Below are 24,036 nucleotides of genomic sequence, written 5' to 3'. Positions count from 1 at the left end.
ATTCCGAACCCGGAAGCTAAGCTCTTCAGCGCCGATGGTACTGCATGGGGGACTGTGTGGGAGAGTAGGACGCCGCCGGACTTATACAAAGTGTGGGGTTGCCTTTTTAAGGCAACCCCACACTTGTATTTGGGGGATTTTTCGGGGTCCAGCGCCCTGGGTAGCAGTGGCACAGGTGGCACCAGTCGCATGGACGTCCTACTATCGGAAGCCAGAAGGATCTAACTCTGCGGGCCTGCAGGCCCGTCCGTCCTCCCGGGAGCCGCTCCGATGCCATCCGTCGCCCAGCAGGAGACGGCAGGTCTCCACGTCCCTGTCCACCCGGTGCGCATCGTCACGGCGGCCGCGCTGTTCGACGGGCACGACGCCGCGATCAACATCATGCGGCGGCTGCTGCAGGCCCAGGGGGCTGAGGTCATCCATCTCGGCCACGACCGCAGCGTCGAGGAGGTGGCGACGGCGGCGATCCAGGAGGACGCCCAGGGCATCGCCCTGTCCTCCTACCAGGGCGGCCATGTCGAGTACTTCAGCTATCTGGTCGAGCGGCTGCGGGAACTGGGCGCGGGTGACATTCAGGTCTACGGCGGGGGCGGGGGAGTGATCGTGCCCGCGGAGATCGAGCTGCTGCGGTCCCGCGGCGTCGCCCGGATCTTCTCCCCGCAGGACGGTCAGGCCATGGGCCTGGCCCGCATGATCAACACGATCGTGTCGGCCTGCGACGTCGATCTTGCCGGGGACGGTCCGAAGCTGGAGGAGGTGATTGCCGGCGAGCAGGGCGCGCTTGCTCGGGCGATCACCGTCCTCGAGGCCGGCCGGGACGACGAACTCGCCGCAGCACTGCGGGAGGAGGCCGGTCGGCGGCCGACCGTGCCGGTGCTCGGTATCACCGGTACCGGCGGCTCCGGGAAGTCCTCGCTGACCGACGAGCTGCTGTGCCGCTTCCGGCTTGACCAGGGCGACGCGCTGCGCATCGCCGTGCTCGCCGTCGACCCGAGCCGGCGGCGCGGTGGCGGGGCTCTGCTCGGCGATCGGATCCGGATGAACGCCCTGGGAGACGCCAGTTTCGGGCGGATCTTCTTCCGATCCCTGGCCACCCGGTCAGCGGGCAGCGAGGTTCCGCCCTCGGTGCCGGGGGCGATAGCGGCCTGCCGGGCGGCCGGGTACGACCTGATCATCGTGGAGACACCCGGGATCGGGCAGGGCGACGCGGCGATTGTGCCCTTCTGCGACGTCTCCCTGTACGTGATGACGCCGGAGTACGGCGCTGCCTCGCAGCTCGAGAAGATCGACATGCTTGACTTCGCCGACGTGGTCGCGGTGAACAAGTTCGAACGCCGCGGCGCCGAGGACGCTCGGCGTGACGTCGCCCGCCAGCTCGTGCGCAACCGGGAGGCCTTCGATCGCTCCTGGGCGGACATGCCGGTCTTCGGCACCTCCGCCGCACGCTTCCAGGACGACGGCGTCACCGCCCTCTACCAGCACCTGCTCGGACTGCTGCGCGAGGGTGGCCTGCAGGTTCGGCCCGGTGCCCTGCCCGCCGTCGAGGTACGCGTCTCCACCGGGCTGACCACCATCGTCCCCCCGTCCCGGTCGCGCTACCTGGCCGAGATCGCCGAGACTGTTCGTGAGTACCACGCCGAGACGGAACGACAGGCGCAGCTGGCTCGCCGTCGCGAGCATCTGACCACCGCGCTCGACGCGTTGGGCGCCGCATCCGCGGAGACGACGGCCCTGACGGCCCTGCGCGACGAGGCCGACGCGGCCCTGGCGCCGTGGGCGAAGGAGCTGTTGGCGCGGTGGCCGGCGATCGTGGCCGAGCGACAGGGGGAACAGCTGTCGTACACGGTGCGCGGCACCGAGATCAGCACGCCGCTGCGACGCACCACACTCGCCGGCAGCCAGGTTTCCCGCGTCGCGGTGCCGGCCATCGACGACGACGCCCGGCTGTTGCGGTTCCTGCGCCGGGAGAGCTTGCCAGGGTATTTCCCGTTCACCGCGGGGGTGTTCCCCTTCAAGCGCGCCGGGGAGGCGCCGGCGCGGATGTTCGCCGGGGAGGGCGACGCGTTCCGAACGAACCGGCGCTTCCACCTGCTGTCCGCCGGGTCGCCGGCGACCCGGCTGTCCACGGCCTTCGACTCGGTCACCCTGTACGGTCGCGACCCGGCCCCCCGACCGGATGTCTATGGCAAGGTCGGCACCTCGGGGGTGTCGATCGCCACCCTGGACGACATGAAGGTCCTCTTCGACGGGTTCGACCTCGGTGACCCGGCGACCAGTGTCTCCATGACGATCAACGGCCCGGCGCCCGCCATTCTCGCGATGTTCCTGACCACCGCGATCGACCAGCGACTGGCGGTGTTCCTCGCCGAACACGGCCGCGAGCCGAGCGACGACGAAGCCGCTCAGGTCACCGCGGACGCGCTCGCCACCGTGCGGGGCACGGTGCAGGCCGACATCCTCAAGGAGGACCAGGGGCAGAACACCTGCATCTTCTCCACCGAGTTCGCCCTGCGGGCGATGGCCGACGTGCAGGAATGGTTCATCGAGCGGAACGTGCGCAACTTCTACTCCGTCTCGATCTCCGGTTATCACATCGCCGAGGCCGGTGCGAACCCCGTCACGCAGCTCGCCTTCACGCTGGCCAACGGTTTCACCTACGTCGAGGCGTATCTCGCTCGGGGAATGCGGATCGACGACTTCGCACCGAACCTGTCGTTCTTCTTCTCCAACGGGATGGACGCGGAGTACACGGTCATCGGGCGGGTGGCGCGGCGGATCTGGGCGGTGGCGATGCGCGAGCGCTACGGCGCCGCCCCCCGCTCGCAGCTACTCAAATACCACGTGCAGACCTCCGGTCGGTCACTGCACGCCCAGGAAATGGCGTTCAACGACGTCCGTACCACCCTCCAGGCGCTGTGCGCGATCTACGACAACTGCAACAGTCTGCACACCAATGCCTACGACGAGGCCGTCACCACGCCCACCGAGGGCTCGGTGCGCCGCGCCCTCGCCATACAGATGATCATTGATCAGGAATGGGGACTCGCCGCCAACGAGAACCCCTTGCAGGGTTCGTTCATTGTTGATGAACTGACCGATCTGGTCGAGGAAGCCGTGCTCGCCGAGTTCGCACGGATCAGCGACCGTGGAGGCGTGCTGGGCGCGATGGAGACCGGTTATCAACGCGGCCGGATCCAGGACGAGTCGATGCTCTACGAGAGCCGTAAGCACGACGGCACGCTGCCGATCGTGGGGGTCAACACCTTCCTCGCCCCGGAGCGCGCCGCCGCCCTCGCGGACGCCGCCGCCGGCCCTCTGGAGCTGGCCCGAGCCACCGAGGACGAGAAGCGTTCCCAGCTCACCCGACTGACCGACTTCCAGCGCCGGCACGTCGCCGAGGCCGAGGGCGCGCTGGCCGAGCTGCGCGCAGTCGCCGCCGGCACCGGAAACACGTTTGCGGTGTTGATGAAGGCGGTCCGGGTCTGCTCGCTCGGTCAGATCACCCAGGCGTTCTTCGACGTCGGCGGTCAGTATCGGCGCAATGTCTAAAATTCCCGCGACCGGGTGACGCCGCAGGGTGGGCTCAACGTGGCGACCCGTAATCACCGCGTACGCATGAATCTTTGCCAGCGCGTGGCGTCCTGGGGTGCAATGGACGCTGGCCGTCATCGGGGCGGTCCCCGGCCTGCCCGTCGGGTGCAGACCTTCCCCTGAAGCGCAGGAGCGTCCAAGCCGTGGCCACCCCCAAACCGTTGCCCACCGATCCCATTGCGGAGGCCCATCGGCACTGGTCCGCGCACGGCTGGGGTGCGGTGGCGGACGGGATGGCGGCGGTCACATCGCTGATGCGTGCCCAGCAGATCATGCTCGCCCGGGTCGACGAGGTCCTGCGCCCGCTCGATCTGACCTTCGCCCGGTACGAGCTGCTCATGCTGCTGCTGTTCTCCCGCCGGGGCGCCCTCCCGCTGAACAAGATCGGCAGTCGGCTTCAGGTCCATCCGACCAGCATCACCAGCGCGGTCGACCGGCTGGAGGCGCGCGGCCAGGTACGCCGGACCCCGCACCCCACCGATCGCCGGGCGATCCTCGCCGAGATCACCGAGGAGGGGCGGGCGACGGCGCTCGCCGCGACGGAGAAGCTCAACGACACCGTCTTCGCCGACCCCGGTCTGGGGGATGGGGGCGTGCGGACGCTCATCGACCTGCTCACCGACCTGCGTCGGGCGGCCGGTGATTTCTGAACCGGTGATTCCCGAACCGGTGGCGGTCCCGCTGCCGGCCGCGTTCCGGGTGCACTGCGACCCCGGCCTCACGATCCTGGTGCCCGCCGCCGCGCCGGCGGCCGCCGGCGGGATCGTGCTGCTCGGCGGGTCGCCGATGCGGCTGATGGCGCTGTCCGCTCCGGGTGCGCGGGTGTTCGCGGCGCTGCGCGCAGGCGCCACGGTCGGCGCGGCCGGACCCGGAGCGGGGCTGCTGGCGCGCCGGCTCGTCGACGCCGGGCTCGTCCATCCGCTGCCGCCCTGCCAGGCGACACCGGTCACCGCGGTCACCGCGGTCACCGCGGTCATCCCGGTCCGGGACGGGGCCGGGCGTGTCGGCGCGCTGGTCGGCGTGTTGCGCGGGCAGTGCGCCGAGGTCGTCGTCGTCGACGACGGCTCCCGGGATGCCACCTCGGCCGAGGCCACCGCGGCCGGGGCCCGGGTGATTCGGCATGACCGGTCCCGGGGCCCCGCCGCGGCTCGGATCAGCGGCGCGCGGGCCGCTCGCACCGAGGTGATCGTCTTCTGCGACTGCGACGTGCGGCCCACCGTCGGCTGGCTTGACCGTCTCGTGGCTCACCTGGGGGATTCGGCGGTCGTCGCCGTGGCGCCGCGGGTAGCCTCCCCGGTGCGGCCGGGGTCACGCGGCGGTCTGCGGGAGCGTTACGAGGCGGGTCGCTCCCCGCTCGATCTTGGGCCATGGTCGGCGGCGGTGCGCCCCGGGAGCCGGGTGTCGTATGTCCCGTCGGCGGCGCTGGTCATCCGACGGGCGCACGCCGAGTTCGACCCGGCGCTGCGCTTCGGTGAGGACGTCGACCTGGTGTGGCGGCTCGTCGGCGCCGGCCACAGCGTCCGCTACGAGCCGGCGGCGGTGGTGCACCACGATCCCCGGCCGTCCTGGCGGGCGTGGGCGCATCAGCGCCACGGCTACGGTTCGTCGTCGGCGGAGCTTGCCCGGCGGCATCCCGGACTGCTGCGACCGGCCCGCGGGGCGGCGAGCGCGGTGGCGGTGGTGGGCCTGCTGGCCACCCGCCGGGACCGTGCCGGCGCGGTCGCGGCCGGCGCCCTGGCCGTGGGCTCTGTGGCGCTGACCACCGCGCGCCTCGCCCGCCGGCTGGGCCGTACCGACCGTCCCGGCCGCGCGGCGCTGGCCCTGACCGTGCGTGGGCGTCGTCACGCCCTGCTCGCCGCCGCCGAGACCGCACGGCGTACCTGGCTGCCCCTGCTGGCCTGCGCCGGCACGCCCGGCCACCTGGTCCTGGCCGCGGCGGTGCTGCCGCTGGTGCACGACTGGTGGGTGGCGCGCCCGGCGGTCGGCCTGGCGCCGTACCTGCTCCTGCGCGTCGCCGACGACGCCGCCTACTGCGCCGGCGTCTGGTCCGGCTGCCTGCTGGGGGGCAACTTCGAGCCGCTGGTCCCGACGTTGCCGGCCAGCCTGCGCCGCCGCCGGGCGGCCGGTGTGATCGGCGCGGCGACGCCCTCTGGCCGCGCGCGGCTACCCTCTAACGTGTGACCTACCTCGACCACGCGGCGACGACGCCGATGCGACCGGAAGCGCTCGCCGCGTACGCCGCGGTGCTCGCAGACACCGGCAATGCCTCGTCGTTGCATGCCAGCGGCCGCCGAGCCCGCCGCATCGTCGAGGAGTCGCGCGAGACACTGGCCGGCGTGTTGGGCGCCCGGCCGTCCGACGTGGTGTTCACCGGCGGCGGCACGGAGGGTGACAACCTCGCGCTCAAGGGCCTGTACTGGGCGCGGCGGCGGGTCGAGCCCGCCCGGCGGCGGGTGCTGGTCAGCGCGGTGGAGCACCGGGCGGTGCTGGATACCGTGCAGTGGCTGGGTGCCGAGCAGGGCGCCGAGGTGGAGCTGCTCGACGTCGACGCCGCCGGCACGGTCCACCCGGACACCCTCGCCGCCGCCATCGAGCGCGATCCCGCCGCGGTGGCCCTGGTCTCGGTGATGTGGGCGAACAGCGAGGTCGGCACGGTCGAGCCGGTCGCCGAGCTGGCCGCCGTCGCGCACCGGCACGGGGTGCCGTTCCACACTGACGCGGTGCAGGCGTTCGGCCAGATCCCCGTCACGGTCGGCGAGGACGGACCCGATGCCATCACCGTCAGCGCCCACAAGATCGGCGGGCCGGTCGGGGTCGGCGCGCTGGTCGTGCGCCGCGGCCTCGTGCTGGAGCCGTTGACCCATGGCGGCGGCCAGGAACGCGACATCCGCTCCGGGACGCTGAACACCGCCGGGGCCGCGGCGTTCGCGGCGGCCGCGTCGACCGCCTGCGCCCAGGCGCCGCGCGAGAGCGTCCGGTTGGCCGCGCTGCGCGACAGACTTGTCCGCCGGGTCCAGGAGAAGGTGCCCGGCGCGGTGCTCAACGGCGCCGGGCTGAGCGGCTCGCAGCGGCTGCCCGGCAACACCCATCTGACGTTCCCCGGCTGCGAGGGCGACTCGCTGCTGATGTTGCTCGACGCGCGCGGCATCGAATGCTCGACCGGTTCGGCCTGCTCGGCGGGAGTAGCTCGGCCCTCGCACGTGTTGTTGGCGATGGGGGCCAGCGAGGAGCATGCCCGGGGGTCGCTGCGCTTCTCGCTGGGCCACACGTCGTGCGCGGCCGACGTGGAGGCGCTTGTCGAGGCGATCGGGCCGGTGGTGGAGCGGGCGAGCCGCGCGGGTGCGCTCGCCGGAATGACCGGCGTCTGATCCTTACCACAGGCGCGGGGCCGCCGGAGGGGTTTTGGGAGGTGCAGGTCTGATGAGGATGCTCGCTGCCATGTCCGGTGGGGTCGACTCCGCCGTCGCAGCCGCGCGGGCGGTCGACGCCGGGCACGACGTCACCGGTGTCCATCTGGCCCTGTCCCGATCGCCCGAGTCGGACCGGACCGGCGCTCGCGGCTGCTGCACGCTGGAGGACGCCCGCGACGCGCGGCGCGCGGCGGACGTGCTGGGCATCCCGTTCTACGTGTGGGATCTCGCCGAGCGGTTCGAGACCGAGGTCATCGAGCAGTTCGTGGAGTCCTACGCGGCGGGACGCACCCCCAATCCGTGCGTGCGCTGCAACGAGCGGATCAAGTTCGCCGCCGTGCTGGACCGGGCGCTCGCCCTCGGCTTCGATGCGGTGGTCACCGGCCACCACGCCCGCCTCGACCCGGACGGCACGCTGCGCCGTTCCGTCGACCCGGCCAAGGACCAGTCCTACGTGCTGGGCACGTTGCGGCCCGAGCAGCTCACCGCGGCGCGCTTCCCGCTGGGGGACTCCACCAAGGCGCAGGTGCGCCGGGAGGCGGCCGAACGCGGCCTGGCCGTCGCCGACAAGCCGGACAGCCACGACATCTGCTTCATCTCCAGCGGCGACACGGGCGGTTGGCTGCGGCAGCGGATCGGCTCCCGGCCCGGCCCCATCGTCGACTCCCGGACCGGGCAGACGCTCGGCGAGCATGACGGGACCTTCGCCTTCACCGTCGGTCAGCGCCGCGGGCTGCGCCTGGGCCAGCCGGCGCCGGACGGCCGCCCCCGCTACGTCCTCGACATCTCCCCGGTGACCTCGACGGTCACCGTCGGCTCGGCCGACGAGCTCGACATCCGCCGGCTGGTCGCCGACCGGGCGGTCTGGCCGCACGAGGGCACGGTGTCCTGCCAGGCTCAGGTCCGGGCGCACGGCGGGGTCGTGGCCGCGCAGGCCGAGGCGCGCGGCGACGAACTCGTCGTCACCCTCGCCGCCCCGGTGCGCGGGACGGCGGCTGGCCAGGCCGTCGTGCTCTACGACGGCGACCGAGTGCTCGGAGGAGGGCACATCCGCGCCACCGCAGGGTGAGCGGCCGGGGCTGGGCGGGGTGCCGGGCGGTGTCGGCCACAATGGCGGCATGAGTCTCGATGAGCACTGAGGCCGGCCGCGCGCTGCTGTGGCCGGCCGGCTCGGCCACCGGCGTGGGATCGCTGCCGGGCACCGATTCGGTCGAGGCCACGAAGATGGTGTTCGACGAGCTGCCGGACCTGCCGGCGCTGCCGGAGCTGCCGGCCCGCGGACCCGGCGCCACGATGATCGGCAGAGCCGGGGCGATCCTGCTCGACCTGCCCGTCGACCTGCAGCCGGCCGGCTGGCGGTTGGTGCCCCGGCCGGGCCATGACCTGCGCAGATCCCGGGACCTGCTGCGACGCGATCTCGACGCGTTGACCGACGTCGCCGACGGGTACTCCGGGCCGCTCAAGGTCGCCGTGGCCGGGCCGTGGACGCTGGCTGCCGAGCTCGAACTGCCCCGCGGGCACAAGGCGCTGTCCGACACCGGGGCGACCCGCGACCTCGCCGAGGCACTCACCGCGGGCCTGGCCGAGCATCTCGGCGACCTCGCCCGCCGGGTCCCGGGCGCGCGGCTCGTCGTCCAGCTCGACGAGCCGTTGCTGCCGGTGGTGCTGGCCGGCCGGGTGCGCACGCCCAGCGGCTTCTCGGTGCTGCCGGCCGTCGAGGCGGGCCTGGTGGAGCAGCGGCTTGCGGCCCTCGCCGAGGCCATTCGGGCGCTGACCGGCGTCGCCGGGGTCGGCGTGCACTGCTGCGCCCCGGATGTGCCGCTGGCGGCGCTGCACGCCGCCGGAATGGACTTCGTCGGGCTCGACGCCGCTCTGCTGACCTGGGCCCAGGATGACGCGGTCGGCGAGCTTGTGGAGGCCGGGGTGCGGATCATCGCGGGCCTGGTGGCCACCGGCGGCGGGTTCCCGGACCTGTCGGACGTCCGCCGTACCGTCGAACCCGTCACCGCACTGTGGAGCCGGCTTGGATTCCGGCCCGAACAACTCGGGGAGGTGGTCGCCGTGGCACCCGCGTGCGGCCTTGCGGGATTCGACTTCGACGAGGCCAGGGCGGTCATGCGGCACTGCCGCCGGGCGGGCCGCGCCCTGGTCGACGCACCGGCATGAGCGCGCCGGTGGACTCCGGCGACGTGGCGGCGGCCGGCGCCGGCGCCGGCCCCGGGGCCGAGCCGGGTGTCGCCGCGTCCGTCGCGGACCGGGCCCGCGCCGCCGAGCTCGCCCGCGAGCTGGACGAGCACGCCTACCGGTACTACGTGCTGGACTCGCCGACCGTCGCCGACGCCGAGTACGACCTGCTGATGCGCGAGCTGACCGCACTCGAGGAGCGTCATCCGGATCTGCGCACGCCGGATTCGCCGACGCAGAAGGTGACCGGGTCGTACTCGACCCTGTTCACCCCGGTCGAGCATCTCGAGCGGCTGCTGTCGCTGGACAACGTCTTCGACGACGACGAGTTCCACCAGTGGGCCGCGCGGGCAGCCCGGGAGACCGAGGTCGACGCGTGGCTGTGCGAGCTGAAGATTGACGGGCTCGCCGTGGACCTCGTCTACTCCGACGGCCGGCTCGTGCGCGCGGCGACCCGCGGCGACGGGCGCACGGGGGAGGACATCACCCCCAACATTCGCACGCTGGCGTGCGTGCCGACCCGGCTGCGCGGGGCGGGCGTGCCGGAGCTGCTGGAGGTCCGCGGCGAGGTCTTCTTCCCGACCGAGCGGTTCGCCGAGCTCAACGCGTCGCTGGTGGCCGGGGGCGGCAAGCCGTTCGCCAACCCGCGCAACGCCGCGGCCGGGTCGCTGCGCCAGAAGGATCCCCGGGTCACCGCCACCCGCCCCCTCGACATGATCATCCATGGACTGGGCGCGCAGCGCGGGTTCGACGCCGCCTCCCAGTCGGCGGCCTACGCCCGGCTCGCCGAGTTCGGGCTGCCCGTCTCGACCCACTTCGAGGTGCTGGCGTCGGTGGGCGACGTGCTGGCGTACATCCACCGCTGGGGGCAGGCCCGCCACGACGTCGCCCACGAGATCGACGGGGTGGTCGTCAAGGTCGACGCGTTCGCCCTGCAGCGCCGGCTGGGGTCGACGTCGAAGGCGCCGCGGTGGGCGGTGGCCTTCAAGTACCCGCCCGAGGAGGTCACGACGAAGCTGCGCGACATCCGGGTGAACGTCGGCCGCACGGGTCGGGTGACCCCGTTCGGCGAGCTCGAGCCGGTGCTGGTCGCCGGCTCCACGGTGGGCCTGGCGACCCTGCACAACATCGACGAGGTCGGCCGCAAGGGCGTCCTCATCGGCGACACGGTCGTGCTCCGCAAGGCCGGTGACGTGATCCCGGAGATCGTCGGCCCGGTCGTCGACCTGCGCGACGGCACCGAGCGCGCCTTCGCCATGCCCACCCACTGCCCCGAATGCGGCACCGAGCTGGTCCGCCCCGAGGGCGAGGTGGACATCCGCTGCCCGAACACCTACTCCTGCCCGGCGCAGCTACGTGAGTCGATCTTCCACATCGCCTCGCGGGGCGCGCTGGACATCGACGGACTCGGCTACGAGACGGCGATCGCCCTGCTGGAGGCGGATCGCGTCCACGACATCGGAGACATCTTCCACCTGACGGCGGAGTCGTTCGAGGGGTTGCGCGGCTTCGGTCAGAAGAAGATCGACCAGATCCTGCGCGGCGTCGAGGCGGCCCGGCACCGGCCACTGTGGCGGCTGCTGGTCGGCCTGTCCATCCGCCATGTGGGGCCGACCGCGGCCCGCGGGCTCGCCCGGGAGCTGCGCTCGCTCGACGCGATCGCCGCCGCCCCCGCCGAGCAGCTCGCCGCCGTCGAGGGCGTCGGCCCGAAGATTGCCAGCGCGGTGGTGGACTGGTTCGCCGATGCCCGCCACCGCGACATCGTCGCCCGCATCGCCGCCGGCGGCGCCTCGCTCGCCGACGCCGGGGCGGAGGAGGGTCCCCGCCCGCTCGACGGTGTCGCGGTGGTCATCACGGGAACGCTCGACACCTGGAGTCGGGACTCGGCGACCGAGGCGGTGCGGGGCCGCGGGGGCAAGGTCACCGGTTCGGTGAGCAAGAAGACGGCGTTCGTCGTCGTCGGCGCCGACCCGGGGGCGGCCAAGTACGACAAGGCGCGCAGCCTCGGCGTACCGGTGCTGGACGAGGCCGGGTTCGCCGTGCTGCTCGAACGCGGCGCGGACGCCGCGCGCGAGCGGGCCGTACCCGCCGACACCCCGGCCGCCGATTCCGCCCGCCAGGCGGCGCAGGCACAGGACGACGCCCAGCCGCGGTGACCCGGGGCAAGGGCTGACGGGGGCTGTCCCGGTCAGGGGCGATCCGTCCTGCTCAGGCTCGCCGCGATGCCGGCCAGGTGGGCCAGCCGCTCGAGTTCGGAGGCGCGGAAGGCCGGTCCCCCGGGACGGCCGACGAGGACGACCAGTCGCTCGCCGCCGACGGGTGCCGCGGCGAGCTCCATGCTGACCGCCTCCCAGCGAGGCGGGAAGGTGCCCTCGTCCGGTCCGATCCGTCGGGCCCGGTCCAGCGGCAGCCAGGGCAGCGGCAACCGGACCCGCTCGGGCACGCCGAGGTCGTCCCCGCCGAGCGTGGGCGCGCCGACCGAGGTCTCCCGCACCCGCACGTCGTCCGCGCCCACGTGTTCGAGCAGCACCGCCCAGTCCGCGTTGAACACGGCCGGGGCCAGCTCCGTCAGCGTTGCGGCGGCGTCGAGGGGCCGCTCGGTCAGCGCGTCGACGAGGTCGAGGTCGCTGGCGACGCCGCCGCCGTCCGCGAGGAACGGGCGCAGCGACTCGACGACCACGCCCGGCACCGACTGGACCGCGCTGATCGCCCGGTCCGCGAGTCCTCCCGGGGGCAGCATGACGAGCAGGTCGTCGACCGCGCCGGCGGGGGTGCGCTCCACGACCGTGACGCTGGCGATGTCGATGCCGGCGGCGCCCAGGGCGGTGGCGACGGCGCCAAGGGTGCCCGGGCGGTCCGGTAACACGACGCGCAGCAGGTGCGACATGTAGTTGAGCATGCACAAAAAGCGTGTCGTCGGCATGGCCGATCGGTCACGCCAAGATGACGTGGCGCGCCGCCGCTTGCCTGGTCAGGCGCCCGGCGGGGAGCCCGCGAGGCGGGGCGGTGGCGCCGCGGGGACACCCTCGGCCGGCAGGTCGGCGGGGTGAGGTCCGTGCCGGGGGCGCCCCGGCCCGTACCATGACATGACGTCGACGCGGCGAAGCGTCCGGTCCGGATCTCTCCCCGTGGCCAGCCTCCGGGCGGTCCGGAGTCCCCGGGTCTGCCGGCTGCCGCCCGCGGCACGCACGACCAGTCACGGGCCTCGCGCCCACCGCCCACGAAGGGGCCACACGCAATGGGGATCACGCGGGACGAGGTAGCCCATCTCGCCCGGCTCTCGCGGATGTCGGTGACCGACGACGAGCTGGACGCGCTGGCACCGCAGCTCGAGGCGATCCTGTCGGCGGTCGCCCGGGTGGCCGAGGTCGCCGCGGCGGACATCCCACCGACCAGTCATGCCGTGCCGCTGACGAACGTCATGCGCCCGGACGTCGCCCGCCCGTCGCTGCCCGTCGCCGAGGCCCTGGCCGGCGCCCCCGCGACCGAGGACGGCCGCTTCCGGGTGCCCCGCATCCTTGATCCGGACGAGTGAGGTCGCCGCCCGCATGACGGACCACCCGACACCTTCCGCCACGACCAGCGCCGCCGCCACGACCAGCGCAGTCGCAGCGACCGACGTTGTGCAGCTGACCGCCGCCGCCACGGCCGCGGCGATCGCCGCGGGCGAGCTGAGCGCCGTCGAGGCGACCCAGGCGGCGCTCGATCGCATCGCCAAGGTCGACCACACCATCCATGCCTTCCTGCATGTCGACGCCGAGGGAGCGCTCGCTGCGGCCCGCTCCGTCGACGAGCGCCGGGCGGCCGGGGAGCGGCTCGGCCCGCTCGCCGGGGTGCCGCTGGCGCTCAAGGACGTCCTGACCGCGCGCGGCATGCCGACCACCTGCGGCAGCCGGATCCTCGAGGGCTGGCACGCGCCGTATGACGCGACCGTCGTCAACCGGCTGCGGGCGGCGGACGTCGTCCTGCTCGGCAAGGTCAACATGGACGAGTTCGCCATGGGTTCGTCCACGGAGAACTCCGCCTACGGGCCGACCCGCAACCCGTGGGACACCACCCGCATCCCGGGTGGTAGCAGCGGTGGCAGCGCCGCGGCGGTCGCGGCCTTCGAGGCCCCGCTGGCGATCGGCACCGACACGGGTGGCTCCATCCGCCAGCCGGCCGCGGTCTGCGGGTTGGTCGGAGTGAAGCCCACCTACGGCGGCGTGAGCCGCTACGGTCTGGTCGCCTTCTCCAGCTCGCTGGACCAGGCGGGCCCGCTGGCCCGCACCGTCACCGACGCGGCGCTGCTGCACGCGGCGATCGCCGGCCACGACCCGCTCGACTCGACCAGCGTCGACGTGCCGGTGCCGGCCGTGGTCGAGGCGGCGGGCCGGCGCGACATCCGTGGCCTGCGGGTCGGCGTCGTGCGGGAGCTCGCCGGTGACGGCTACGACCCCGGGGTGCAGGCCGCCTTCACCGCCGCCGTCGAGACGCTGACCGCGCTCGGCGCCGAGGTTGTCGAGGTGAGCTGCCCGCACTTCACCTACGCGCTGCCCGCCTACTACCTGATTGCGCCGAGCGAGTGCTCGTCCAACCTGGCCCGCTTCGACGCGATGCGGTTCGGGCTGCGGATCGGCGACGACGGCCAGGCCGGCGCCGAGGAGGTCATGAGCCGTACCCGCGAGGCCGGCTTCGGCCCGGAGGTCAAGCGGCGGATCATTCTCGGCACCTACGCGCTGTCCTCGGGCTACTACGACGCCTACTACGGGCAGGCGCAGAAGGTCCGCACGTTGATCAGCCGGGACTTCGCCGCGGCGTTCGAACGGGTCGACGTGCTGGTCTCGCCCACCACCCCGACCCCGGCGTTCCCGCTCGGTGCGAAGGTGGACGACCCCGTCGCCATGTACCTGTCGGATCTGTGCACCATCCCCTCGAACCTGGCCGGCGGCCCGGCGATGAGCCTGCCGGCGGGCCTGGTGGACGGGCTGCCGGTGGGTATCCAGATCATGGCGCCGCCGTTTGCCGACGACCGGCTCTACCTGGTCGGCGGGGCGCTGGAGGAGGCCCTCGACGCCCAGCGCGGGCACGCGCTGCTCGACGAGGCTCCGGCGCTGTGACCGCCCGGCAGAGACGGCCCGGATCGGCGACCGGGCCTGGCGGAGAGGACCGGCGATGGTGAATCTGCGCAGCGGCCGGCAGGACCGCCTCCTGGTCATCGTGGTCTGGCTGCTCACCGTCGTGGTGCTGGGCCTCGGCATCGCCACGACGAGCCCGATCCTGCTCGTCTGGGGCGTGCTGGGCCTGCCGGCCGCGGTGTTCCTCAGCTACGTGCACCTGCGCGACACCCGCTCGGGCCCGCCTGCCGGACCCGGTGGGGTCGCCGAGCCCACCTCCGCCGAGTCCGGCTCCATCGACGACTCGCCGTCATGACCGGCCGACCCGCGCACCCAGCGACCCACGAGGAGTACCCCCGGTGAGCACTGCGGCTCCCGCCAGCGCGCTGCCCTCCTACGCCGACGCGCTCGCCCGTTACGAGCCGGTGATCGGGTTGGAGACGCACGTCGAGCTCGGCACCGTCTCCAAGATGTTCTGCGGCTGCCCCACGGCGTTCGGCGCCGAGCCCAACACCCAGGTCTGCCCGGTCTGCCTGGGCCTGCCCGGTGCGCTGCCGGTGGTCAACGAGGCGGCGGTGCGTTTCGCCGTCATGATCGGCCTCGCGCTGCACTGCGACATCGCGTCCTGGTGCCGGTTCGCGCGGAAGAACTACTTCTATCCGGACATGCCGAAGAACTTCCAGATCAGCCAGTTCGACGAGCCGCTGTGCACGGACGGCTGGCTCGACGTCGAGGTCGACGGCGAGGTGCACCGGGTCGGGATCACCCGCGTGCACATGGAGGAGGACACCGGCAAGTCGCTGCACGTCGGCGGCGCCACCGGGCGCATCCACGGCGCGACCCACTCGCTGGTGGACTACAACCGGGCCGGGATTCCGCTCGTCGAGATCGTCACCGAGCCCGACGTCCGCTCGCCGGAGGTGGCCCGCGCCTACGTCGACGAGCTGCGCGAGCTCATCCGCGCCCTCGACGTGTCCGACGTGCGGATGGAGCAGGGCTCGCTGCGCTGCGACGCGAACGTGTCGCTGCGCCGCCGCCCGGCCCCCGGCGAGCCCGACGCACCGTTCGGCACCCGCACCGAGACGAAGAACCTCAACTCGCTGCGGTCGGTGGAACGGGCCGTGCGCTACGAGATCTCCCGCCAGGCCGGCCGGCTCGACGACGGCGAGCGGATCCGCCAGGAGACCCGTCACTTCGACGAGGCGGCCGGGCGGACGTCGCCCGGCCGGTCCAAGGAGGAGGCGACCGACTACCGGTACTTCCCGGAGCCGGACCTGACCCCGCTGGCACTGCCCGTGCAGTACGTCGACGAGCTGCGCGTCGGCCTGCCGGAGCTGCCCGCGGCGCGGCGGGCCCGGCTCATCGCCGAGCACGGCTACACCGTGCGGGACCTGACCGATCTGCGTAACGCCGGCGTGCTGGACCTGGTGGAGCAGACCGTGGCCGCCGGGGCGACCCCGGCGGCGGCGCGCAAGTGGTGGCTCAACGAGCTGGCGCGGCGCGCCGCCGACGCCGGCAGCCAGCCCAGCGACCTCGCGATCAGCCCGGCCGACGTCGCGCGGATCACCGTGCTCGTCGCCGGCGGCGAGCTTACCGACGCGCTCGCCCGCAAGGTCATCGACGGCGTGCTGGCAGGCGAGGGCACCCCGGACGAGGTCATCGCCGGGCGCGGCCTCGCCGTCGTCGCGGACGACGGGGCGCTCACAGCGGCGGTCGACGCCGCGATCGCCACGGCGCCGGACATCGCGGAAAAGGTTCGCGGCGGCAAGGTCAACGCCGTTGGCCCGCTGGTCGGCGCGGTGATGAAGGCGATGAAGGGCCAGGCAGACGCGGCCAGCGTGCGGGGCCTGCTGCTGGAGCGCCTCGGCGCATCCTGACCGACTGGGCTGCCCGCCGCCAGGCCGGATTCCACCCCTCCCCGGCTGACCGCTACGATCCACATCGTGCCGTGCTGGCGTCTCTGGCGGCTTATCGGCTGCTATACCTGATTACGCGGGGTGCGTCGGGTTCGGGGCGAACATCCCGTTCCGCGGTGCGTGTCGTGGGTGCCGAAGGTTGACCCGGCGTGGCCTGAGCCCGGGAAGACCACGTTTTCCCACCGTGTCGGACCCGCGTGTCGAGTTGCCGACGCCGGCCGGCGCGTCGGGTGCGCAGTGCCGGAGGCCTTCGTAGGGTGGGTCTCCGATCGGGCAGTCGTCTGCGAGGGGAGGCGTCTCGTCATGCCCCTCACTCCGTCCGGATTCACCGCGTCGACGTCGCGGCGCCGGGGCCGCGGCCGCCGGCGGGCGATCATCGCCGCCGTGGTGGTCGTCGTCCTGGTCGCCGCCAGCGGGATCGGTTACGTCCTGAAGAACCGGTCCGACGAGCGGGCGACCGACCGTCGGGTCCAGGCCGCGGCCACGGCCTACCTCGCCGCCTGGCGAACCCTGACCACCACCGGCGGGACGGCGACGCCCGCCGCGGCCGGCTCGACGTCCCCGGCCAGCGCCGCCCCGGCCAGCGGGAACGGGTCGGCGGCGGCCGGCGGCCGTGACGGGGCTGGTCGGACCGCGGTGAGCGCGGTGTCCGTGCCCGGCGGCATCGACGTCGCGGCCCTGCTGACCACGATGGCCGACGTGCGTGACCGGCTGCTGGTCACCGGGGCCACCTTCACCCCGGGATCGATCGACCGCAACGGCCGGACGGCGTCCGCGCCCTACGTGGCGCGGCTCGACCTGTCCGGCCTGCCGGCACCGCTGGAGTACGCGGGGGTGCTGAACCTCGTCGACACCGGCCGAGGCTGGAAGGTCCGGGCGGAGGCGGCCTCTGTGCATCCCGCCCTGCGCCCCGGGCTGCACCTGGACCGGACAGCCTCGACCGGCCATCGCGGCGGCCTGCTCGCCGCCGACGGCCAGCCGCTGCACGATTCCGGGGACCTCGCCGGCAACCTCGTCGGCCGGGTCGATCCGCTGTCCGGGCTGCAGCGCGTCTACGACAACCGGCTGCGCGCCCAGGGCGGCGCGGTCGTCGTGCGCGACGCGCGGGGCGCCACCGTCCAGACGCTGCACACCTACCCGATGACCGACGGCGAGTCCGTTCGGACGACCCTCGACCTGCGGGTCCAGCAGGCCGCCGAGACGGCGCTCGCGACCGCGGCCCGCCCCACCGCGGCGATGGTCGCCATCGACACCCGCACGGGTGGCGTGCTGGCGCTGGCGAACCATCCGCCGAGCGGGGCGAGCCGGGCTGTGCGCGGCAAGTACCCGCCAGGCTCCACCTTCAAAATCGTGACGGCCACCGCCGCACTGATGAACGGCAAGACGGCGAACACCCCGCTGGACTGCACCCAGACGGTCAGCGTGGGCGGGCGGACCTTCCAGAACGCCGAGGCCGAGCAGTTCGGCCCCATCCCGCTGCGCACCGCCTTCGCCAAGAGCTGCAACACCGCGTTCATCCGGCTGGAGGAGTCGCTGCCGGCCGACGCCCTGGAGAAGGCCGCCCAGCTCTACGGCTTCGACGGCCGGGCACCGCTGGACATCGCCAGCGTCGGCGGGAGCTTCCCGACCCCGCGTGACTCGGTCGAGTCCGCCTCGGCGTCGATCGGGCAGGCCCGCATCGAGGTCTCGCCCCTGCAGATGGCCAGCGTGGCGGCGGCTGTCGCGAGCGGCACGTGGCGCCAGCCGTTCGTCGCCGGCCAGCCGGCGCGCAGCAACGCCATCCCGCCCGCGGTGCTCCCGCCGCTGCGGGACTTCATGCGGGCCGTCGTCACGGAGGGCACCGCCGCGAGCGTGCCGATGCCCGGCGAGGTCTACGGCAAGACCGGCACGGCCGAGTACGCCGACGGCGACCCGCCGCCCACCCACGCCTGGTTCGTCGGCTACCGGGGCGACGTGGCCTTCGCCGTCGTCGTCGAGGACGGCGGCTTCGGCGCCGAGACGGCGGCCCCGGTCGCCGCCCGCTTCCTGACCGCCCTCGACGGCGGCGCGGTGGCCGCGCCCGGCTCCGGCGGTCGCTGATTCCGCCCCGCCCGGCCACAGTGACCCGCCAGCAGGGTCTTCGGGACGGCCACCTGCGGTCGCTGCTTGACGTACGGCCCAATCTCCGGCACGGTATGTCTGTGCACAGTCAGATTCTTGTACGCTCAGAGCGCGCGTAGTCGACGACCTCGACTCGTGCGCCGCCCCTCAGTGCCTTAGGCACGAGGGGCTTTTTCGTGCCCAGCTCCACCCTCGTTCGTGATCCAGCCCCATCACGTGACCGAGTCCCATCGCGCGCCCCGCGTTCCGTCCGCCGAGACCACCCGCTGTCGCAGATTCCCGGCCTGGCAAGGAAGACGCCCAGATGACACGAGAGATCACCGGAGCCCAGTCGCTCGTCCACTCCCTCGAGGCGGTCGGAGCCGATGTGGTCTTTGGCATCCCCGGCGGCGCGATCCTGCCCGCCTACGACCCGTTGTTCGACTCCACGCGGGTGCGCCACATCCTCGTCCGTCACGAGCAGGGCGCCGGCCACGCCGCTGAGGGGTACGCCCAGGCCACCGGTCGGGTGGGGGTGTGCATGGCGACGTCGGGCCCGGGGGCGACGAACCTGGTCACCCCGATCGCGGACGCCTACATGGACTCGGTGCCGATGGTCGCGATCACCGGGCAGGTGCCCAGCGCCGCGATCGGGACGGACGCCTTCCAGGAAGCGGACATCTGCGGCATCACGCTGCCGATCACCAAGCACAACTTTCTCGTCCAGTCCGTCGACGACATCCCGCGGACCATCGCCGAGGCGTTCCACCTGGCGGGCACGGGTCGCCCCGGCCCCGTCCTGGTCGACCTGCCCAAGGACATCCTGCAGTCGGTCACCTCGGTGCTGCCGCACGAGATCTGGCCGCCGACGCTCGATCTGCCCGGCTACCGCCCGATCATTCGGCCGCACAGCAAGCAGGTGCGCGAAGCGGCGAAACTGATCAGCGCGTCCCGGCGGCCGGTGCTGTACATCGGCGGCGGCGTGCTCAGGGCTCGCGCCGCCGCGGAGCTGCGCACGCTGGCGGAGCTGACCGGCATCCCGGTCGTCACCACGCTGATGGCCCGCGGCGCCTTCCCCGACTCGCACCCCCAGCATCTGGGCATGCCCGGAATGCACGGTTCGGTCGCCGCGGTGACTGCACTGCAGAAGGCGGACCTGCTGATCACTCTCGGCGCCCGCTTCGACGACCGGGTCACCGGCAGGCTGGCCTCGTTCGCGCCGCACGCCGCGGTCATCCACGCCGACATCGATCCCGCCGAGATCGGCAAGAACCGGACCGCCGACGTGCCGATCGTCGGTGACTGCCGAGAGGTGATCAACGAACTGATCGCCGCGCTGGCCGCCGAGTCCCGCCCGGACATCGAGGGCTGGTGGCGCACCCTGGACGGCTGGCGGCGCACCTACCCGCTGGGCTATGACCTCCCGGACGACGGGTCGCTGGCGCCGCAGCACGTCATCGAGCGGCTCGGCCGCATCTCGGGCCCGGAGACGATCTTCGCGGCCGGGGTCGGCCAGCATCAGATGTGGGCCGCGCAGTTCATCTCCTACGAAAACCCCTACACCTGGCTGAACTCCGGCGGCGCCGGGACGATGGGCTTCGCCGTGCCGGCCGCGATGGGTGCCAAGGTCGGCCGCCCGGACGCCACCGTGTGGGCGATCGACGGCGACGGCTGCTTCCAGATGACCAACCAGGAGCTCGCCACCTGCGCGCTGGAGGGCATCCCGATCAAGGTCGCGATCATCAACAACGGGTCGCTCGGGATGGTCCGGCAGTGGCAGACCCTGTTCTACGACAAGCGGTACTCGAACACCGAGCTCGGCACGCATCCGGCGTCGCCGCGGACCGGAGTCAAGCGGGTGCCCGACTTCGTCCGCCTCGCCGAGGCGCTGGGCTGTGTCGGGTTGCGGTGCGACTCGGCCGCCGAGGTCGACGCGACGATCGAGAAGGCGATGGCGATCGACGACGCCCCCGTGGTCGTGGACTTCGTCGTCCACCCCGACGCCATGGTGTGGCCGATGGTCGCCGCCGGTGCCAGCAACGACGACATCCGGGTCGCCCGCGACCTCGCGCCCGACTTCGACTACTCCGGCGACGTCGAGGTGAACCTGTGACGCCCGCCCACCGAACCAGGAGCGCGACATCATGACCCGGCACACCCTGTCCGTGCTGGTGGAGAACAAGCCCGGGGTGCTCGCCCGGGTCTCCGGCCTGTTCTCCCGGCGCGGGTTCAACATCGAGTCGCTCGCCGTCGGCCCGACCGAGCACCCGGACGTCTCCCGGATGACGATCGTCGTCGCCGTCGAGGACCTGCCGCTGGAGCAGGTGACCAAGCAGCTCAACAAGCTGGTCAACGTCCTGAAGATCGTCGAGATGGACACCTCCGTCTCGGTGCAGCGCGAGCTGATGTTGATCAAGGTGCGCGCCGACTCGTCCGTCCGGTCCCAGGTGCTGGAAACCGTCACCCTGTTCCGTGCGAAGGTGGTCGACGTCGCCCCGGACGCCGTCACGATCGAGGCGACGGGCACCCGTGACAAGCTGGACGCCCTCATCCGGATGCTGGAGCCGTTCGGGATCCGGGAGCTCGTCCAGTCCGGCATGGTGGCGCTCGGCCGCGGCGCGCGGTCGATCACCGACCGCAGCCTGCGCGCCGTCGACCGGTCGGCCTGACGGTCGGCTCGCTCCCTCTGGCCGGCCGCAGCGGCCCCGCGCGTACCGCGGCGATCGCGGTGATCCCGGCCAGGCCGCGCCCGCATTTCCCTTCACTCAACGAGGAGACACCCCCACGATGGTCGAGATCTACTACGACGACGACGCGTCGCTCGACGTTCTGGCCGGCCGCAAGGTCGCCGTCATCGGCTACGGCAGCCAGGGTCACGCGCACGCGCTGAACCTTCGCGACAGCGGCGTCGACGTGCGGGTCGGCCTGCCCGCGGAAAGCCGCAGCCGGGCGAAGGCCGCCGAGGAGGGCCTGCGCGTGCTCACCCCGGCGGAGGCGTCCGCCGAGGCCGACATCATCATGTTGCTCACCCCGGACACCACCCACCGCAAGATCTACGCCGAGTCCATCGCCCCGCACCTGAGCGCGGGCAAGGCCCTGGCGTTCGGCCACGGCTTCAACATCCGCTACGGGCTCATCGAGCCGCCGGCGGGCGTCGACGTGTTCATGGTGGCGCCGAAGGGCCCCGGTCACCTCGTGCGCCGGGTGTTCGAGGAGGGCAAGGGCGTGCCCGTCCTCGTCGCCGTCGAGAACGACGCGTCCGGCAACGCGCTCGCCGTCGCGCTGGCCTACGCCAAGGGCATCGGCGGCACCCGCGCCGGCGCGCTGCGCACCACCTTCACCGAGGAGACCGAGACCGACCTGTTCGGCGAGCAGGCGGTGCTCTGCGGCGGCGCGAGCGCGCTGGTCCAGGCCGGGTTCGAGACGCTGGTCGAGGCGGGTTACACCCCCGAGGTCGCCTACTTCGAGTGTCTGCACGAGCTCAAGCTCATCGTCGACCTGATGTACGAGGGCGGCATCTCGCAGATGCGCTACTCGATTTCCGACACGGCCGAGTACGGCGACGTCACCCGCGGCCCGCGAGTGGTCACCCCGGCCGTCAAGGTCGAGATGCGCAAGATCCTCGACGAGATCCGGGATGGCACGTTCGCCCGCGAATGGGTCGCCGAGGACGACAACGGCCGGCCGAACTTCACCAAGCTCGTGGAGGAGGGCAAGCAGCACCCGATCGAGCAGGTCGGGGCCAAGCTGCGGCCGCTGATGTCCTGGATCGCCAAGTAGCAAGAAAGGTCGCCGGACAGCCGGCCGACGCCGGTTCGGCGTCGGGCTCCGCCGCCGGATGGTGGCGGAGCCCGGCCGCCGAACGGCGAGGACAGTCGGACCACACCCGGGGGATTGCGCATTTCCGCCGGGACCGGTGCGGAAAGCGTTCGGCCTGCGCAGCCCGCGTCGGTAGGCTGGGCCCGCCGCGCCACCCGGCGCGCAGTCAGTACGCTCACCACCGCCAGGCCGACGGCCACGTGATCACACCTCGTTCCGCGCGTCGCCTCCGGCCTGACCAGAGGTTGCTAGGAGAGGTCCAGTGCCCGTCGTACTCGTTGCCGAGGAGCTGTCGCCGGCCGGGCTGGAGGTGCTGTCCGGGGACTTCGAGCTTCGTCACGTCGACGGCGCCGACCGGTCGGCTCTCCTGCCCGCGATCGCCGACGTCGATGCCGTGATCGTCCGTTCCGCCACCAAGATCGACGCGGAGGCGCTCGCGGCGGCGAGCCGGCTCAAGGTCGTCGCCCGCGCCGGCATCGGCTTGGACAACGTCGACGTGGCCGCCGCCACCCAGCGCGGCGTCATGGTCGTCAACGCGCCGACGTCGAACATCGTCAGCGCCGCCGAGCACGCGATCGCGTTGCTGCTCGCCGTCGCCCGCCGAGTGCCGGCGGCAAACCAGTCGCTGCGCGGAGGGGAATGGAAGCGGTCGCGGTTCACCGGCGTCGAACTGGTCGAGAAGACGCTCGGCGTCGTCGGCCTCGGCCGCATCGGGGTCCTCGTGGCGCAGCGGCTGGCCGGATTCGGCATGAAGGTCATCGCCTACGACCCGTACGTGTCGGTGGCGCGCGCCTCCCAGCTCGGCGTCACCCTCGTCGACCTCGACGAGCTGCTGCGGCGCAGCGACGTGATCACGATCCACCTGCCCAAGACGCCGGAGACGCTCGGTCTGATCGGCGCCGAGGAACTGGCCCGGACCAAGCCCGGCGTCATCATCGTCAACGCCGCCCGTGGCGGGCTCGTCGACGAGGCGGCGCTCGCCGAGGCGGTCGGCTCCGGCCAGGTCGGCGGCGCCGGCATCGACGTCTTCGTCACCGAGCCGACCACCGCGTCACCGCTGTTCGGCCTCGACAACGTGGTGGTCACCCCGCACCTCGGCGCCTCCACCCAGGAGGCCCAGGACAAGGCCGGGCTCGCAGTCGCTCGCTCGGTGCGCCTCGCGCTGCAGGGTGAGTTCGTGCCGGACGCGGTCAACGTGCAGGCCGGTGGGGTGGTGGCCGAGGACGTTCGGCCGGGCCTGCCGCTCGCCGAGAAGCTGGGGCAGCTGTTCTCCGGCCTCGCCGGCGGGCTCGCCGCCGCCATCACCGTCGAGGTCCGGGGCGAGATCGCGGCCCACGACGTCTCGGTGCTCCAGCTCGCCGTGCTCAAGGGCGTGTTCACCGACGTCATCGAGGAGCAGGTCACCTACGTCAACGCCCCGTTGCTGGCGAAGGAACGTGGCGTCGAGGTCGCCCTGGAGACCTCCGAGGAGGGCTCCTCGGACTACCGCAACCTGGTGACCGTGCGCGGCGTGCTCGCTGACGGCAGCCCGGTGTCGGTCAGCGGGACCCTCATCGGCTCCCGGCAGGTCGAGAAGATCACCGCGATCGACGGCTTCGAGGTCGACATCCGGCCCGAGGCGCACCTGGCCTTCTTCCGCTACGAGGACCGGCCCGGGATCGTCGGCGCGGTCGGCGCGCTGCTCGGCGAGGCGCACATCAACATCGCCAGCGCCCAGGTGAGCCGGGTCCAGGCAGGCGGGGAGGCGCTGATGTCGTTGTCGCTCGACGACGCGGTCGCCGCCGACATCCTGGCCGACATCGCGAAGATCATCGGTGCTTCCTACGCGCGGGCGGTCAGCATCCACGCCGAGTAGCACTGAACGGTGGCCGGCCGCGCACGGGCCCAGCATCCGACTCCGGTCGGATCGTCGCGGGTGGGGCGGGCGGCGCGGCGGTGCGG

At 72.8% G+C, this 24,036-nt stretch carries 17 protein-coding genes and 1 rRNA gene; 17 read left to right on the top strand and 1 reads right to left on the bottom strand.

Annotated features, from left to right (window positions below; all coding sequences use genetic code 11):
• The 8 genes from rrf to ligA form a co-directional block, all read left to right on the top strand.
• Positions 1 to 81: ribosomal RNA gene (rrf, locus tag NBZ85_RS07665) — 5S ribosomal RNA — on the top strand; the annotation flags it as partial.
• A gap of 189 nt (positions 82 to 270) precedes the next feature.
• Positions 271 to 3,549 carry a fused isobutyryl-CoA mutase/GTPase IcmF gene (icmF, locus tag NBZ85_RS07660; RefSeq protein ID WP_261553992.1) on the top strand — a complete coding sequence of 1,093 codons (3,279 nt, stop codon included), beginning with the start codon at positions 271 to 273 and terminating at the stop codon, positions 3,547 to 3,549.
• Positions 3,550 to 3,734: 185 nt separating this feature from the next.
• Entirely contained in the window at positions 3,735 to 4,241 is a 507-nt protein-coding gene (locus tag NBZ85_RS07655; RefSeq protein WP_261553991.1) for a MarR family winged helix-turn-helix transcriptional regulator, read from the top strand.
• Positions 4,242 to 4,245: 4 nt separating this feature from the next.
• Entirely contained in the window at positions 4,246 to 5,772 is a 1,527-nt protein-coding gene (gene mftF / locus NBZ85_RS07650; RefSeq protein ID WP_261561721.1) for a mycofactocin biosynthesis glycosyltransferase MftF, read from the top strand.
• Complete coding sequence (locus tag NBZ85_RS07645) at positions 5,769 to 6,959, top strand: cysteine desulfurase family protein (protein WP_261553989.1); 1,191 nt, start codon at positions 5,769 to 5,771, stop codon at positions 6,957 to 6,959. Before mftF ends, NBZ85_RS07645 begins: the two co-directional genes overlap by 4 nt.
• 52 nt (positions 6,960 to 7,011) lie before the next feature.
• Positions 7,012 to 8,070 carry a tRNA 2-thiouridine(34) synthase MnmA gene (gene mnmA / locus NBZ85_RS07640; protein ID WP_261553988.1) on the top strand — a complete coding sequence of 353 codons (1,059 nt, stop codon included), beginning with the start codon at positions 7,012 to 7,014 and terminating at the stop codon, positions 8,068 to 8,070.
• A 59-nt stretch (positions 8,071 to 8,129) separates the two neighbouring features.
• Complete coding sequence (locus tag NBZ85_RS07635) at positions 8,130 to 9,167, top strand: methionine synthase (protein WP_261553987.1); 1,038 nt, start codon at positions 8,130 to 8,132, stop codon at positions 9,165 to 9,167.
• Positions 9,164 to 11,341, top strand: a complete 2,178-nt coding sequence (ligA, locus tag NBZ85_RS07630; RefSeq protein WP_261561720.1) for an NAD-dependent DNA ligase LigA — start codon at positions 9,164 to 9,166, stop codon at positions 11,339 to 11,341. The genes NBZ85_RS07635 and ligA overlap by 4 nt, the downstream gene beginning before the upstream one ends.
• Positions 11,342 to 11,373: 32 nt before the next feature.
• Here ligA and NBZ85_RS07625 read toward each other — a convergent pair whose 3' ends face one another.
• A complete protein-coding gene (locus NBZ85_RS07625; protein ID WP_261553995.1) occupies positions 11,374 to 12,084 on the bottom strand; it encodes an ACT domain-containing protein in 711 nt (236 codons plus the stop codon).
• A gap of 339 nt (positions 12,085 to 12,423) precedes the next feature.
• On the opposite strand from NBZ85_RS07625, the gene gatC reads away from it, so the two are divergent.
• The 9 genes from gatC to serA all read left to right on the top strand — a co-directional run bounded on the left by gatC (position 12,424) and on the right by serA (position 23,950).
• Positions 12,424 to 12,720 carry an Asp-tRNA(Asn)/Glu-tRNA(Gln) amidotransferase subunit GatC gene (gene gatC / locus NBZ85_RS07620; RefSeq protein WP_261553985.1) on the top strand — a complete coding sequence of 99 codons (297 nt, stop codon included), beginning with the start codon at positions 12,424 to 12,426 and terminating at the stop codon, positions 12,718 to 12,720.
• A 13-nt stretch (positions 12,721 to 12,733) separates the two neighbouring features.
• Positions 12,734 to 14,284: an Asp-tRNA(Asn)/Glu-tRNA(Gln) amidotransferase subunit GatA gene (gatA, locus tag NBZ85_RS07615; RefSeq protein WP_261561719.1), complete on the top strand. Its 1,551-nt coding sequence runs from the start codon at positions 12,734 to 12,736 to the stop codon at positions 14,282 to 14,284.
• A 55-nt stretch (positions 14,285 to 14,339) separates the two neighbouring features.
• On the top strand, positions 14,340 to 14,597 hold the full coding sequence (locus NBZ85_RS07610) for a hypothetical protein (protein WP_261553983.1): 258 nt from the start codon (positions 14,340 to 14,342) through the stop codon (positions 14,595 to 14,597).
• A 43-nt stretch (positions 14,598 to 14,640) separates the two neighbouring features.
• On the top strand, positions 14,641 to 16,158 hold the full coding sequence (gene gatB, locus NBZ85_RS07605; protein ID WP_261553982.1) for an Asp-tRNA(Asn)/Glu-tRNA(Gln) amidotransferase subunit GatB: 1,518 nt from the start codon (positions 14,641 to 14,643) through the stop codon (positions 16,156 to 16,158).
• Between the two features lie 342 nt (positions 16,159 to 16,500).
• Positions 16,501 to 18,276: a penicillin-binding transpeptidase domain-containing protein gene (locus tag NBZ85_RS07600; RefSeq protein WP_261553981.1), complete on the top strand. Its 1,776-nt coding sequence runs from the start codon at positions 16,501 to 16,503 to the stop codon at positions 18,274 to 18,276.
• Between the two features lie 250 nt (positions 18,277 to 18,526).
• On the top strand, positions 18,527 to 20,389 hold the full coding sequence (locus tag NBZ85_RS07595) for an acetolactate synthase large subunit (protein ID WP_261553994.1): 1,863 nt from the start codon (positions 18,527 to 18,529) through the stop codon (positions 20,387 to 20,389).
• A gap of 31 nt (positions 20,390 to 20,420) precedes the next feature.
• Positions 20,421 to 20,945, top strand: coding sequence for an acetolactate synthase small subunit (ilvN, locus tag NBZ85_RS07590; protein WP_261553980.1), 525 nt, complete (start codon positions 20,421 to 20,423; stop codon positions 20,943 to 20,945).
• 118 nt (positions 20,946 to 21,063) lie between these two features.
• The gene (ilvC, locus tag NBZ85_RS07585; RefSeq protein ID WP_261553979.1) at positions 21,064 to 22,056 is read left to right on the top strand and encodes a ketol-acid reductoisomerase; all 993 of its coding nucleotides are present in this window, start codon (positions 21,064 to 21,066) and stop codon (positions 22,054 to 22,056) included.
• 301 nt (positions 22,057 to 22,357) lie between these two features.
• Positions 22,358 to 23,950, top strand: coding sequence for a phosphoglycerate dehydrogenase (gene serA, locus NBZ85_RS07580; RefSeq protein ID WP_261561718.1), 1,593 nt, complete (start codon positions 22,358 to 22,360; stop codon positions 23,948 to 23,950).
• The last annotated feature ends 86 nt before the right edge of the window (positions 23,951 to 24,036 follow it).

Source organism: Frankia tisae (assembly GCF_025403405.1).
Classification (GTDB): Bacteria; Actinomycetota; Actinomycetes; order Frankiales; family Frankiaceae; genus Frankia; species Frankia tisai.
The sequence above is the reverse complement of the archived record's forward strand: the minus strand, read 5'-3'. Positions and strand labels throughout refer to the sequence as shown.